14 protein-coding genes are annotated in these 14,304 nt (G+C 70.4%); 10 read left to right on the top strand and 4 right to left on the bottom strand.

Features of this window, described 5'->3' with window-relative positions; translation table 11 throughout:
• Positions 1–13: 13 nt before the first annotated feature.
• From NGB36_RS05035 to NGB36_RS05020, 4 genes are all read left to right on the top strand, one after another.
• Entirely contained in the window at positions 14–559 is a 546-nt protein-coding gene (locus NGB36_RS05035) for a PadR family transcriptional regulator (RefSeq protein WP_255918824.1), read from the top strand.
• Between the two features lie 159 nt (positions 560–718).
• Positions 719–1,966, top strand: a complete 1,248-nt coding sequence (locus NGB36_RS05030) for a cytochrome P450 (protein WP_255918823.1) — start codon at positions 719–721, stop codon at positions 1,964–1,966.
• A 33-nt stretch (positions 1,967–1,999) separates the two neighbouring features.
• Positions 2,000–2,194, top strand: a complete 195-nt coding sequence (locus tag NGB36_RS05025) for a ferredoxin (protein ID WP_255918822.1) — start codon at positions 2,000–2,002, stop codon at positions 2,192–2,194.
• Entirely contained in the window at positions 2,191–3,375 is a 1,185-nt protein-coding gene (locus NGB36_RS05020; RefSeq protein ID WP_255918821.1) for an NAD(P)/FAD-dependent oxidoreductase, read from the top strand. Before NGB36_RS05025 ends, NGB36_RS05020 begins: the two co-directional genes overlap by 4 nt.
• 27 nt (positions 3,376–3,402) lie before the next feature.
• Here the strand turns inward: NGB36_RS05020 and NGB36_RS05015 are convergent, their stop codons facing one another.
• The 4 genes from NGB36_RS05015 to gnd form a co-directional block, all read right to left on the bottom strand.
• Positions 3,403–4,026, bottom strand: a complete 624-nt coding sequence (locus tag NGB36_RS05015; protein ID WP_255918820.1) for a TetR family transcriptional regulator — start codon at positions 4,024–4,026, stop codon at positions 3,403–3,405.
• A 55-nt stretch (positions 4,027–4,081) separates the two neighbouring features.
• Positions 4,082–4,906, bottom strand: coding sequence for a DUF1028 domain-containing protein (locus tag NGB36_RS05010; RefSeq protein WP_255918819.1), 825 nt, complete (start codon positions 4,904–4,906; stop codon positions 4,082–4,084).
• Between the two features lie 45 nt (positions 4,907–4,951).
• Complete coding sequence (locus NGB36_RS05005) at positions 4,952–6,784, bottom strand: AMP-dependent synthetase/ligase (RefSeq protein WP_255918818.1); 1,833 nt, start codon at positions 6,782–6,784, stop codon at positions 4,952–4,954.
• Positions 6,785–6,945: 161 nt separating this feature from the next.
• Positions 6,946–8,391: an NADP-dependent phosphogluconate dehydrogenase gene (gnd, locus tag NGB36_RS05000; protein WP_255918817.1), complete on the bottom strand. Its 1,446-nt coding sequence runs from the start codon at positions 8,389–8,391 to the stop codon at positions 6,946–6,948.
• 417 nt (positions 8,392–8,808) lie between these two features.
• Between gnd and NGB36_RS04995 the strand changes: the two genes are divergently transcribed.
• The 6 genes from NGB36_RS04995 to NGB36_RS04970 all read left to right on the top strand — a co-directional run bounded on the left by NGB36_RS04995 (position 8,809) and on the right by NGB36_RS04970 (position 14,240).
• Positions 8,809–8,994 (top strand): hypothetical protein, encoded by a 186-nt coding sequence (locus tag NGB36_RS04995; RefSeq protein ID WP_255918816.1) that lies wholly within the window; start codon positions 8,809–8,811, stop codon positions 8,992–8,994.
• Between the two features lie 248 nt (positions 8,995–9,242).
• A complete protein-coding gene (locus tag NGB36_RS04990) occupies positions 9,243–10,004 on the top strand; it encodes a DeoR/GlpR family DNA-binding transcription regulator (protein WP_255918814.1) in 762 nt (253 codons plus the stop codon).
• Positions 10,005–10,046: 42 nt separating this feature from the next.
• Positions 10,047–11,414: an ABC transporter substrate-binding protein gene (locus NGB36_RS04985; RefSeq protein WP_255918813.1), complete on the top strand. Its 1,368-nt coding sequence runs from the start codon at positions 10,047–10,049 to the stop codon at positions 11,412–11,414.
• A complete protein-coding gene (locus tag NGB36_RS04980) occupies positions 11,414–12,397 on the top strand; it encodes a carbohydrate ABC transporter permease (RefSeq protein ID WP_255918812.1) in 984 nt (327 codons plus the stop codon). The genes NGB36_RS04985 and NGB36_RS04980 overlap by 1 nt, the downstream gene beginning before the upstream one ends.
• Positions 12,394–13,254: a carbohydrate ABC transporter permease gene (locus NGB36_RS04975; protein WP_255918811.1), complete on the top strand. Its 861-nt coding sequence runs from the start codon at positions 12,394–12,396 to the stop codon at positions 13,252–13,254. Before NGB36_RS04980 ends, NGB36_RS04975 begins: the two co-directional genes overlap by 4 nt.
• The gene (locus NGB36_RS04970) at positions 13,251–14,240 is read left to right on the top strand and encodes a zinc-dependent alcohol dehydrogenase family protein (RefSeq protein WP_255918810.1); all 990 of its coding nucleotides are present in this window, start codon (positions 13,251–13,253) and stop codon (positions 14,238–14,240) included. Before NGB36_RS04975 ends, NGB36_RS04970 begins: the two co-directional genes overlap by 4 nt.
• Positions 14,241–14,304: the final 64 nt, after the last annotated feature.

Here is a 14,304-nt window from a genome sequence, read left to right as displayed (position 1 = left end):
CTAGCATGCGGTCATGTCACTCCCGCACGCGATCCTCACCGCCCTGCTGGAACAGCCGTCATCGGGGCTGGAACTGACCCGTCGCTTCGACCGGTCGATCGGCTACTTCTGGTCGGCCACGCACCAGCAGATCTATCGCGAGCTGGGAAAACTGGAGGAGGCAGGGCTCATTCGCGCCCTGCCCGCCGCGCAGCGGGTCCGCGGGCAGAAGAAGGAGTACGAGGTCCTGCCCGCGGGCCGCGAGGCGCTGGCGGCCTGGGCCGCCGCCGGGCAGGACCCCCGTCCGATCCGGGACGCCCTGCTGCTGCGCCTGCGTGCGGCGGCCGTCATCGGCACCGAGGGGCTCGGCGCCGAACTGCGGCGCCATCTCGGCCTGCACCGCCGCCAGCTCGCCGAGTACCGGGCGATCGAGGAGCGCGACTTCCTCCCGGAGCGCGATGCCACCGAGGACCGGCTGCGCCACCTGGTGCTGCGCGGCGGCATCGAACTGGAGACGTTCTGGATCACCTGGCTCGAAGAGGCGCTCACCGCCCTCGGCGAGCCGCTCGATGAAGCCTGAGCCCGATACCCGCCCGATTGTCGGCGCAGACCTTTTGACACTCGTGCCACTTTCGCTATTCTGGCACTAGTGTCACTTTCTAGTGCTGCGGGCACAGGCACAGACGCCGACACGGGCGCGGACCGCGTGGCGTCGCCCCGGGTGTTCGAGGAGGAACCCATGGCCGATACGTCCGTCCACCCCACAGACCAGCCCGGCGCGCAACAGCCGCTCCCCGGCCTGCCCCGGCACCGCACGTGCCCGTTCGACCCGGCACCCGAGTACGCCCGCCTGCGCGAGGACGCTCCCGTGAGCCGGATCGCGTTCCCCGGGGGCGGATCGGGATGGCTGGTCACCCGGTACGAGGACGTCCGGGCGATGCTCGCCGACCCCCGGTTCAGCTCGCGCGTGGGCCTCACCGCGCCGCATGTGCGCCCCAACCCGGCGACCCTGCCGGAGGTGCCGCTCCCCGGCGCGCTGCTGCGCCTGGACGAGCCGGAGCACGCGCGCTACCGGCGGCCGGTGATGCGTGCGTTCACCGTCAAGCGCGTGCAGCAGCTGCGGCCGCGGATCCAGCAGATCGTCGAGGAGCGGCTGGACGCGATGGAGCGGGCCGGTGGGCCGGTCGACCTCGTCGCCGAACTGGCCCTGCCCGTCACCTCGTTGGTCATCTGCGAGCTGCTCGGGGTCTCCTACGACGACCGCGGCACGTTCCAGGGCCTGGCCGGGCGGATCCTCGCCGTCGACGCCTCGCCCGAACAGTCCCAGCAGGCCAGGCAGGCGCTCGGATCGTTCATGGCGGAACTGGTCGCGGCCAAGCGCCGCACTCCCGGCGATGACCTGATCAGCACGCTCGTCGCGCAGGCCGACGCCGATCCGGACGGCCCCCTCGACGACGTGGCACTCACGGTGCTCGGCTCGCTGCTGCTGATCGCGGGCCACGAGACGACCGCAAACATGATCGCCCTCGGCACGCTGACGCTTCTTCACCACCCGGACCAGCTCGCCGCACTGCGCGGCGACCCGGCGCTCGCCGACCGCGCGGTGGAGGAGCTGCTCCGCTACCTGACGATCATTCAGTTCGGCCTGACCCGGGTGGCGACCGAGGACCTCACCCTCGGCGGGCAGGGGATCCGCGCCGGGGAGATCGTGGTGGCCTCGCTGCCCTCGGCCAACCGTGATCCGGGCTTGGGCATCGACGACCCCGACCGACTGGACGTCACCCGCGGCCCGTCCGCCCACGTCGCCTTCGGCTACGGCCCGCACCAGTGCCTCGGCCAGCAACTTGCCCGCGCCGAGCTCCAGACCACGCTGACCTCGCTGTTCGCACGCTTCCCCGGGCTGCGCCCGGCCGTGTCGCTCGACGAGGCCGCATTCCGCGACGACATGCTCATCTACGGACTGCACCGGCTGCCCGTCACCTGGTGAAGCCGCACCGACTCCAAAGGAAGGAACACTGTCATGCGCATCACCCTTGACCAGGACCGCTGTTGCGGCGCCGGAACGTGCGTCCTGACCGCCCCCGACGTCTTCGACCAGGACGACGACGGCATAGCCGTCCTGCTCGACGCCCAACCGCCCGCGCACCTGGCCGCCGCCGTCCGCGACGCCGCCGCCCGCTGCCCGGCCGCCGCCATCCGCATGGAGGCCGAGTGAGCACGGCCCCGCGCCACGTGCTCGTCGTCGGCGCCTCGATCGCGGGCCTCACCGCGGCCGAGACCCTGCGCCGGGAGGGCTACGACGGCCTCCTCACCCTGATCGGCGACGAACCACACCTCCCGTACGACCGTCCGCCGCTGTCCAAGCAGATCCTCACCGGCGCCTGGGAACCCTCCCGGGCCGCCCTGCGCAGCTCCGACGAGTACGACCGCCTCGGCATCGATGTACTGACGGCCCGCAGGGCCACCGCCCTCGACCCCGGCCGGCGCACGGTCGAACTCGACGACGGCGAACGCATCGCGTACGACGGTCTCGTCATCGCCACCGGCGTCCGCCCCCGCCGCCTGCCCACCGGCCACGGCCTGGACGGCGTGCACGTCCTGCGCACCCTGGACGACACCCTGCGGCTGCGGGACCACTTGCTGCGCCGGCCCAGGATCACTGTCGTCGGCGCGGGATTCACCGGCACGGAAGTCGCCGCCGGCGTCCGCACCCTCGGCCTCGACACGACGCTCATCTGCCCGGGCCCGGCCCCGCTCGCCGGCAGACTCGGCCCCGTCATCGGCCATCTGGTCGGCCGGCTCCACGCCGACCACGGGGTCCGGTTGCGCACCGGTGTCGGCGTCACCTCCCTCACCGGCTCCGACGGACACGTGACCGGTCTGGAGCTGACCGACGGCTCCCACGTGGACGCCGACGCCGTCGTCGTCGCCATCGGCTCGACACCGGCCACCGACTGGCTGCGCGGCAGCGGCCTGGACGTCACCGACGGGGTGGTGTGCGACGCCTACTGCCGCGCCGCGCCCGGGATCTACGCCGCAGGTGACGTCGCCCGATGGCACGACCCGCGGCTGGGCACGCCGATGCGTCGTGAACACCGCACCAACGCTGCGGAGCAGGCCATCGCCGCCGCGCGCAACCTCCTCGGCGCCCGCGAACCGTACGCGCCACTGCCCTACTTCTGGACCGACCAGTACGGCGACAGGATCCAGGCCTACGGAATCTGCAGCCCCGGCACCGAACCGCGCATCGTGCACGGCAGCCCCGCGGAGGGCTCCTTCGTCGCCCTCTACGGCGAGGACGGGCACGTCACCGGCGCCCTCGGCTGGAACAGTGCCCGTCAACTACGCACGTATGCACGGCAGTTGATACAGGAGCCGGTCGCCGCCGCGCGGTGACACCGGCCGGATCTGCTTCAGACCTGCTCAGACCTTCGAGCTCTCCTCGGCGAGAACGGTGAACGCCGAACGCAGCAGCCTGGCGAAGGTGCCCACCGGCACCTCCTCCGTCTCACGCCGCTGCCGGATCGTGCGCAGCACCGACCGCACCGCCGACAGCGCCGTCATCGCGAGCACCGAGGCCCGCAGATCCACGTCAGGACCCGGAGGCAGCCGCTGCGCGAGCAGTTGGGCGAAGCGGTCCTCGGACTTCATGAACGTGTAGACCAGCCGGTCCGTCACCACATCGGCGGCGCCCTCCAACGGGTGGAGGAGGGCGACCAGCGTCGTCCTCGGACCGCTGGTGACGGTCAGCAGCGCCTCGCGCAGCGCCACCAAGGCGGGCTCGTCGGCCGGCCGGCGCTCCAGCTCCCGCGCCAACCGGTCGAACAACTCCGCCAAGTCGGGCAGGAGGAGCTCCTCCTTGCTGTCGAAGTAGCGGAAGAACGTCCGCAGCGACACCCCGGCTGCCTCGGCGATCTCCGCCACGGTCGTGTCGGCGAACCCCCGCTCCGCGAAAAGACGCGCCGCCTGGGTCCGCAACGCCTGCCGGGTCTCGGCCTTCTTGCGCTCCCGCAGTCCAGAAGAGGACGCACCACCGGATCCAGCCATACGCACAGGGTATCCGCAACCGTAGGCCCACCACCTGCACCGTCACGCCTTGCGGTCAGGCCTTGCGGAGCAGATCCAGGACGACGGGGTCGATGCGGCCGGGGGCGAGGCGCTCTTCGAGATTCTCCATGCCCGCCCAGGCCGCGAGCGCCGCGTCGGGCTCGCCGGGGTGGCCGAGCCGGCTCAGCCGTTCGGTCACCTCGGCGGCGAGGTCGCCGGTGAGATCGAGCAGCGTTGCGGGGTCCGGGCGGGTGAAGTACAGCTCATGCAGCCTGAGCAGGCGTTCCAGACCCTCCACAGGTGCCGGATCGTCGTCGACACGCAGGTCCACTTCCACATCGCTGGTTCCCCCGTAGCCGCCGCCCGGCCGTACCACCAGCACGGCGGCGCTCTGCCGTCCGCGCCGGTCGCCGCCGGCGCGGTCGCCCGCGGCGAGAACGGCCAGCAGCCGACGGGCCAGCGACGTGGCCGGGTCACCGGCCAGCCACGCCACCTGCATAGCCTCCACCACCTCCGGGCCGGTGAGGATGTTGCCCTGGATCGCATAGCCGTCGTCTGCGACCCCTCCGCACCACGGCAGGCACTCCTCGCCGGTGAACGTCGCGCCCGGGCCGCTCGCCGTCACCACACCGAGCTGTCGCGTCTGCGCCTCGGCGTCCGCCGTGACCAGACGATTGACGGTCGCCGCCGCCTCGATGCCCGATCGCATCAGCGACAGGCCTTCGGGCCGGTAGGCGAGGTTGGCGAAGGCCTGTGTGGCCAGCGCACCCACCCCCGCCTCCGCCGCCGGTACGGCGGCACCCACCGCCAGGAACTTGCTGGCCACGGCAACCCCGAAGGAATCGCCGTCCGCCGACCGGGCCACTGCGGAGAAGGTCACTGCACCTCCACGAGACGATGGTTGCCAACCGTTCGCCAACCGGCTCTAACCGGCATAGAGCTGTTCGATCTCCGCGGCATAGGCCTTGGTGATGGCATCGCGGCGAAGTTTGAGCGAAGGAGTCAGCAGGCCGTCCTGGACGCTGAATTCGGCCGGCAGGATCCTGAAGGCCCTGATCGACTCCGCCCGGGACACCGCGGTGTTCGCCACCGACACCGCCTTCTGGATCTCCGCATGCAGCGCCTGGTTCGCCGACACGACCGCCCGCCCGGCCGCGGCCTGCTCCCGGATCAGACGCTGCCACCGCGGCAACGCATCGGGATCCAGGGTGATCAACGCCCCTATGTACGGGCGGTTGTCACCCACCACCACACACTGCGAGACGAGGGGGTGCATCCGCACCCGCGCCTCCAGCACCAGAGGGCACACGCTCTTGCCGCCGCTGGTGATGATCACGTCCTTCTTGCGGCCGGTGATGGTGAGATAGCCGTCGCCGTCCAGGTACCCGAGGTCCCCGGTGCGCAGCCAGCCCTGGTGCATGGCCGCCTCCGTCGCCGCGCGGTCGCCGAGGTAGCCGGCGAAGACCGTATTGCCGCGCACCCACACCTCACCGTCATGAGCGATACGTATCGAGTTCCCCGGCATCGGGCAGCCGACCGTGCCGAACCGGACGCGCCCCACGGGCTGGGCCGTCACCGCCGCGGTGGTCTCGGTGAGCCCGTAGCCGTCGTACACGGTGATCCCGGCGCCCGCGAACATCAGCCCCAGTTCGCGGCTGAACGGCGAACCGCCGCTGACGGCATACCGTACCCGGTCCCCCAGCACGGCCCGCAGGCGCCGGTACACCATGCGGTCGAAGACGGCGTGCGCTGCTCTCAGCCATGGTCCGGGTCCCTTGCCCGCACCCAATGCGTGCTGCTCCACCGCCTCGGCGTAGCGCACCGCGACGTCCATGGCCCTGTCGAAGAGCCGGCCCCGGCCGGCCTCCTCGGCAACGCCGCGCGCGCACTTGAGCATTCTCTCGAAGACGTAGGGCACGGCGAAGACGAACGTCGGCCGGAAGGAGGCGAACGCGGGCACCAGCGCAGCGGCCGTGAGAGCGGGCTCGTGACCCATGATGACGCCCGAGCGTATGCAGGCCACCTGCACCATCAGGCCGTAGATGTGCGACAGCGGGAGGAAGGCGAGGATGGAGGGCTGCTCCCCGGGAGCGGCCAGCAGCGAACCCCAGCCCGCGTACAGCGTGTCGCACTCGGCCGCCAGGTTGGCATGGGTGATCAGGCACCCCATGGGCGTCCCGGTGGTGCCGGAGGTATAGGCGATGACCGCGACGGAGTGCGGCTCGACGGCCCAGCGCCGTTGGTGCACCAACTCCTCGGGCACGCCCCGGCCCTGATCGCACAGCGCCTGCACGCACCCGGTGTCCATCTGCCAGATCGAGCGCAGCGCCGGCAGCCGGTCGCAGACGGCGCCGACCGACATCGCGTGGTCCTCGCCCTCCACGACGACGGCCACCGCCTCGGTATGGGAGAGGATCCAGCAGACCTGGTCCTCGGAGGAGGTGGGGTAGACGGGCACCAGTTGGGCGCCGATCGACCACAGGGCATAGCTGAACAGCGTCCACTCGTACCGGGTCCGCGCCATCATGGCCACCCGGTCCCCGAAACCGATGCCGCTGGCCAGCAGTCCCTTGGCGAGCGCCACCACCTCGTCGCGGAAGGTCCTCGCCGTCACCGGGCTCCACCGGCCGGGGTCGCCGGGGTCACGTCTGGCGAGCTGGACTCTCCCCGGCTCCAGGTCGGCCACCTCGTACACCGTGTCGGCAAGGCCGCCGGAGAGCAGAGGTCCGACGATGTGAGGGCGGCTGAATTCGCGCACGGCACCCCCTTTGCGAGCCGGAACACCTCCCCGGTCAATGGGGAGGAGGACGGCAAGCTATCGGTCCGGAACCGCCGCTGCCTAGGACACCGGACGATTAAGTTCCGTAATGGGGGCACCGGTTGCCGCAGATGCACGGCGTGCGGCCCTCGGCACCCCGTCTACACCTCGGCCTCTGACCGGTCCTCGGACCAGCGCGTGTGGAAGACGCCCTCGCGGTCGGTGCGCCGGTAGGTGTGCGCACCGAAGTAGTCGCGCTGTGCCTGGGTGAGAGCGGCGGGCAGCCGCTCGGCGCGCAGGGCGTCGTAGTAGGCGAGGGCGGCGGAGAACCCGGGCGCCGGGACACCGTGCCGCGCCGCGGCGATCACCACCGTGCGCCACGAAGGCTGGGCGTCGCCGATCTCCTTGGCGAACTGCGGGTCCGCCAGCAGGGAAGGCAGCGCCGGGTCGGCGGAGTAGGCGCCGCGGATCCGGTCGAGGAAGGCCGCGCGGATGATGCACCCGCCGCGCCAGATGGAGGCCACGGCGCCCAGATCGATCTCCCAGCCGTATGCGTCGGCCCCGGCCTGGATCATGTTCCAGCCTTGCGCATACGACACAATCTTCGATGCGTACAGCGCATGCTCGACCTGCTCGGCGAAGCCGTCGGCGTCCCGGCCCCCGAGGGCGGAGGCGGCCGGGCCGGGCAGCGGCCGGGCGGCGGCGCGCAGGTCCGTGTGCCCGGACAGCGACCGGGCGAAGACCGCCTCGGCGATGCCCGGCACCGGAACCCCCAGGTCGAGGGCGGTCTGCACGGTCCACCGGCCGGTGCCCTTCTGCTCCGCACGGTCGGCGACGATGTCGACGAACGGTCTGCCGGTGGCGGCGTCTGTGTGGGTGAGGATGTCGGCGGTGATCTCGATCAGGTAGGAGTCGAGTCGCCCGCTGTTCCAGCGGCGGAAGATCTCGGCGATCCGCCCGGGCTCCAGGCCGGCCACGCCCCGTAGCAGGTCGTACGCCTCGCCGATCAACTGCATGTCGGCGTACTCGATGCCGTTGTGCACCATCTTGACGAAGTGCCCGGCGCCGTCGGCGCCGATGTGCGTGCAGCACGGTGCCCCGTCCGGCCCGTCCACGTGCGCGCTGATCGTCTCCAGCATCGGACCGACGGCCCGGTACGCCTCGGCCGAACCTCCCGGCATGATGGACGGGCCGTGCAGCGCACCCTCCTCGCCGCCCGAGACACCCGTTCCGACGAAGTGGATGCCGCGTTCGCGCAGCGCGGCCTCGCGGCGCCGGGTGTCGGCGAAGTGGGCGTTGCCCCCGTCGATGACGATGTCGCCCTCGTCGAGTAGCGGGGCGAATTCGTCGATCACCTCGTCGGTCGGCGCGCCCGCCTTGACCATCACCAGCAGGCGCCGCGGACGCTCCAGGGCGGCGACGAACTCCTGCGGCGTCTCGGCCGGGACGAAGCTGCCCTCGTCGCCGAACTCGTCGACCAGGGCGCGGGTGCGCGCCGCGGTGCGGTTGTGCACAGCGACGGTGTAGCCGTGCCGAGCGAAGTTGCGGGCGAGATTGCGGCCCATGACCGCAAGGCCCGTCACGCCGATCTGGGCGGTACCGGTCACCTCATGCTCCTTCCCCTCAGCCCCTCGTGGGCAGCCTGCCACGAGGTGTTCGCCGCGGCATCCCAGGCGGTACGGCGGTACCTCCAGTGTGCCCGGGCGCCCTCGCGTCCCGGTTGGACGACACGGCCTGACGCCGCGGTGCGGTTCATGTCGTCCGTCTCGTTCGTCGTGGCCTCCGGTGCCCGCGCGGGATCACCGTCCTGGTCGCCGACGACGACCCGGCAGTGCGCAGCGCCCTGCACACCATCATCGACGCCGTCGCTGCTGGGCGGAACGTTCGCAGCGGACCCCGACGACCGTGGCGCCCAGGCCGCGCCGTGCCGCGGAGCCCGCCGATGCCCACCACGCCTCCGATCCCCTCGACGCCCTCGACGCTTCCGGATCCTTGAGGCCGAGTGCGGGCGCGGACTGGCCCTGATGCACGCCCTCAGCGCAGCCTGCGGGGTCCAGCGCATCCCTGGCAAGCGCGTGTGGTTCCACATCACCGGGGACGAGGCGATTCACGGCGTCGCCCGCTGGCCGGCCTCGCCTCGACGGCGATCCGTACCTTCGCGCATCACCAACTGGCTTCTCGCCTTGCCCGCTCTCGTCCTCGCCGCCTGACCGCTCGGGCGGCGAACGGGCAGAGAACGGTCAGCTGCGGAGGGGCAAACGGGCACGGCCCGTTGCGGTGGGACGGCGCCGGATGGCGCTGCGCAGGGCGGATCCCCTGTGTGAAACGGGCATATCCGGTCGCAATCCTTTCGATAAAGATCCTGGTCAGCCAGGTGCGGGGCTTGTAGAAACTCATCCACAAGCCCGAACGGGCTTCGTCACACCTGAGCAGTGCGCTGGGAATCGAGGGGTGCGCCATGGACGCCGAAGAACGCCGTCGGCGGATAGTGGAAGCGGCACGGAGCACGGGGTCGGTCGATGTCGGCAAGGTGTCCGCGGACCTCGGGGTATCCAAGGAGACCGTCCGGCGCGACCTGCGCGTACTGGAGCAGCACGGTCTCGTACGGCGGATGCACGGCGGGGCGTATCCGGTGGAGAGCGCCGGCTTCGAGACCACGCTCGCTTTCCGCACCACCATGCACGTGCCGGAGAAGTCAAGTATCGCCGCTGCCGCCGCCGAGTTGCTGGGCGATGCCGAAACGGTCTTCATCGACGAGGGGTTCACACCGCAGTTGATCGCAGAGGCGTTGCCCAGGGACCGGCCCCTGACCGTGGTGACCGCCTCGCTGGGGACGGCGGGCACGCTCGCTGCCCGCGAGAACATCACCGTGCTGATGCTGGGCGGGCGTGTGCGCGGCGGCACCCTCGCCACGGTCGACCACTGGGCCGCCGGGATGCTCTCCGGCTTCGTCATCGACCTGGCGTACCTGGGCGCGAACGGCATCTCCCGTGAGTACGGCCTGACCACGCCCGACCCCGCCGTGAGCCAGGTCAAGGCCACGGTGATGCGCGTTGCCCGGCGTCGGGTGTTCGCCGGAGTGCACACCAAGTTCGGGGCCGTGAGCTTCTGCCGCTTCGCCGAAGTGACCGACTTCGACGCGATCGTCACCGGCACCGGGCTGCCCTCCGCCGAGGCCCGGCGCTACTCCCTGCTGGGCCCGCAGGTCATCCGGGTGTGAGCCGCACACCGCACACCGTCCCCTTCCGATCAGGAGCCGATCATGATCAACCACGTCATCCGCAGAGAACGCGGGATACGCACAGCGGCCGTGGCCGTGGCAGCCGGGGCGCTGCTGGCGGGGTGCGCCGGGGCCGGCGGCGCCGGAGGCTCTTCCGGTGGCAACGCCATCAATGTGCTCATGGTGAACAACCCGCAGATGCTGGAGCTGCAGAAGCTCACCGCGGCGAACTTCACCAAGGAGACGGGCATCAAGGTCAACTTCACCGTGCTGCCCGAGGACGACGTCCGTGACAAGATCAGCCAGGACTTCTCCAACCAGGCAGGCCAGTACGACGTCGCCACCATCAGCAACTACGAGGTGCCGTTCTACGCCAAGAACGGCTGGCTGCTGCCGCTGGACGGATATGCGGCCAAGGACGAGGGATTCGACCAGGCCGACATTCTCGCGCCGATGCGGGAGTCGTTGACCGGGGGCGACGGCAAGCTGTACGGCGAACCGTTCTACGGCGAGTCGTCGTTCCTGATGTACCGCAAGGACGTCTTCGCCGCGAAGGGCTTGACGATGCCGGCCCATCCAACCTGGCAGCAGGTCGCCGAGCTGGCGGCGAGGACCGACGGCGCCCAGCCCGGTATGAAGGGGATCTGCCTGCGTGGCCAGCCCGGTTGGGGCGAGGTGATCGCCCCGCTGACCACGGTGGTCAACACCTTCGGCGGGACCTGGTTCACCAAGGACTGGCAGGCACAGCTCACCTCGCCCGCCTTCGAGTCCGCCACCGATTTCTACGTGAACCTGGTACGTCAGCACGGCGAGTCCGGGGCAGCCCAGTCCGGATACGCCGAGTGCCTCAACGACTTCACCCAGGGCAAAACGGCCATGTGGTACGACTCCACCGCTGCCGCCGGTTCCCTGGAGGCTGCCGGCTCACCGGTGAAGGGCAAGGTCGGCTATGTCCCCGCACCGGTGGAGAAGACCAACAGCTCGGGCTGGCTGTACACCTGGGCCTGGGGGATACAGAAGGCCACCAAGAGCGCCGATGACGCGTGGAAGTTCGTCTCCTGGGCCTCCAGCAAGCAGTACCAGCAGCTGGCGGCGAAGGACGCAGGGTGGGCCAATGTGCCCGCGGGCACCCGTGCCTCCACCTACGCCGATCCCTCCTACCGGGCCGCCGCATCCGCGTTCGCCGATGTCACCCTGGCCTCGATCGACAGCGCCGATCCGCGCAACCCCGGCATCCAGCCACGTCCGACGATCGGCATCCAGTTCGTCGACATCCCCGAGTTCTCCGATCTGGGCACCAAGGTCTCCCAGGAGATCAGTGACGCCATCGCGGGACGTGAATCGGTCGGCCAGGCGCTGCAGCACTCCCAGGCACTGGCCGCACAGGTCGCCAAGGGGTACCAGAAGTGATGAGCACCCCTGCCACCACCCGGGCCACAGCGCCCGCCGCCCGCACCGGACCACCGGCCACCTGGGCCGCAGGGGCCCGCAGCCGCGGCCGGGCCCTCGCCTGGGCGAGGCGCGCGCCGCTGATGCCGGCTCTGGTCTTCCTGATCGCCGTCACCCAACTGCCGTTCGTGGCAACCCTGGTGATCTCCCTCTTCGACTGGAACGCGCTCTACCCGGACGAGCGGCACTTCACCGGGCTGTCCAACTACACGGCGGTGGCCACCGACCCGGCGCTGCGCCAGTCTGTGATCACCACCGCCGTGCTGACCGCGGGCGTGGTCCTCGTCAGTCTCGTCCTGGGGCTGGGAATCGCGCTCCTGCTCGACCGCCGGTTCTTCGGCCGGGGCATCGTGCGCACCCTGTTCATCGCCCCGTTCCTGCTGGTCCCGGTGGCGGCCGCGCTGCTGTGGAAGCACGTGCTGTTCAACCCCGAATACGGGCTGATCGACGGCACGCTGACCTGGCTGGGCCATCTGTTCGGCGTCGCGCACCCGCCGCAGCCGGACTGGGTGTCCTCGATGCCGCTGGCCTCGGTGGCCACCGCACTGGTGTGGCAGTGGACCCCGTTCATGATGCTGATCCTGCTCGCCGGGCTGCAGAGCCGTCCGATGGAGATGGTGGAGGCCGCCCGGCTGGACGGCGCGGGCAACTGGCAGATCTTCCGTTATCTCACCCTGCCGCACCTGAGGCGCTATCTGGAGCTGGGCATCCTGCTCGGATCGATCTACATCGTGCAGAACTTCGATGCCGTGTTCACCATCACCTCCGGCGGCCTGGGCACGGCCAACCTCCCCTACACCATCTACCAGACCTTCTACCAGGCCCATGAGTACGGACAGGCCTCCGCAGCCGGCGTCCTCGTCGTGATCGGCTCGATCGCGATCGCCACCTTCGCCCTGCGGGTGGTGTCCTCCCTTTTCCGCGAGGAGGTGTCCCGCGCATGACCCAGGCCGCCATGTCCCTTCGGCACACTGCGCGCCGCGCCAGGCGCCGGGGAACAGCTCTCGGCCTGCTCGCCTGGCTGGCCGGCATCGTCTTCGTCCTTCCGGTGCTGTGGATGGTGCTCACGTCCTTCCACTCCGAGACGGACGCGGCCACCAACCCGCCGTCGCTGACTGCGCCGTTCACCCTGAGCGCGTACCGCGAGTTCTTCGGTGCGAGCGGCGCCAGCCCGTGGCCGGCGCTGATCAACTCCACCACGGCGAGCGTGGTCTCCACGCTGCTGGTGCTCCTGCTCGCTCTCCCCGCCGCTTACGCACTGTCGATCCGGCCGGTGCGCAAGTGGACCGACGTGCTGTTCTTCTTCCTCTCCACCAAGATGCTGCCGGTGGTGGCCGGGCTGCTGCCGGTCTACCTGTTCGCGAAGAACGCCGGTCTGCTCGACAACATCTGGCTGCTGGTCATCCTCTACACCTCGATGAACCTGCCGATCGCAGTGTGGATGCTGCAGTCGTTCCTTGCCGACATCCCCGGATCCCTCATCGAGGCCGCCCAGATGGACGGGGCACGGCTGCCCACGATCCTGGGCCGTATCGTCGCCCCGATCGCAGGCCCCGGCATCGCCGCCACCGCACTGATCTGCTTCATCTTCAGCTGGAACGAGATGCTCTTCGCCCGTGTGCTCACCGGCGTCGTCGCCCAGACCGCACCGGTGTTCCTCACCGGATTCGTCACCAGCCAGGGCCTGTTCCTCGCCAAGGTCTGCGCCGCCTCCACCGTCATCTCCCTGCCGGTGCTCGCCGCAGGATTCGCCGCCCAGGACAAACTCGTCCAGGGCCTGTCCCTAGGAGCCGTCAAATGAGGGCCGCCGTCATCGAAGCCCCCGGCACGGTCACCGTCACCACCGTGCCCGACCCCGCACCGGGGCCGCGTGACGTGGTCGTCCAGGTTGCTGCCTGCGGCCTGTGCGGTACCGATCTGCACATCCTCCAGGGCGAGTTCGCCCCCACCCTGCCGGTCATCCCCGGGCACGAGTTCGCCGGCGAGGTCGTCGAGGCCGGCTCGGAGGTCACTGAGGTCGCGGTCGGCGACCAGGTCGCGGTCGACCCGTCGCTGCACTGCCATGAATGCCGCTACTGCCGCATGGGCCGTGGCAACCTGTGCGACCGCTGGAACGCCATCGGCGTCACCGTCTCCGGCGGAGCCGCCCAGTACGTCGCCACGCCGGTGGCCAACTGCGTCCGCCTCCCCGACCACGTCGACGTGCGCGACGCGGCGCTCATCGAGCCGCTGTCCTGTGCCGTCCGCGGCTACGACATCCTCGGCAGCCGGCTCGGCGCCCACGTGCTCATCTACGGCACCGGCACCATGGGCCTGATCATGCTGGAGCTCGCCAAACGCACCGGCGCCGCCCGCGTTGACGTCGTCGACACCAACCCCGACCGGCTCGCCACCGCCACCCTCCTCGGCTGCTCGAACGCGGCGAGCAACGCCGACGAACTCGACCGGCCCGGCGGCTGGGATGTCGTCGTCGACGCCACCGGAAACCAGGCCGCCATCCAGGACGGACTCGGCCGGGTGGCCAAGGCCGGCACCTTCCTTCAGTTCGGCGTCGCCGACTACGCAGCCCGGGCCACCATCGACCCGTACCGGATCTACAACCAGGAGATCACCATCACCGGCTCCATGGCCGTGCTCCACAGCTACGAACGCGCCGCCGAACTGTTCGCCACCGGCGTCCTCGACCCGAAGCTCTTCATCAGCCATCGCCTGCCCTTGGAGCAGTACCCGAATGCACTCGACCGCTTCCGCTCCGGGCACGGACGCAAGATCGTCGTGGAGCCCTGACCGGCCGCACCGACGGTGAGCACGAGACAGACAAGATCATGTGCCGTGCCGTGCCGTGCCGTGC

The organism is Streptomyces humicola, assembly GCF_024436035.1.
Lineage (GTDB): Bacteria > Actinomycetota > Actinomycetes > Streptomycetales > Streptomycetaceae > Streptantibioticus_B > Streptantibioticus_B humicola.
The sequence above is the reverse complement of the archived record's forward strand: the minus strand, read 5'-3'. Positions and strand labels throughout refer to the sequence as shown.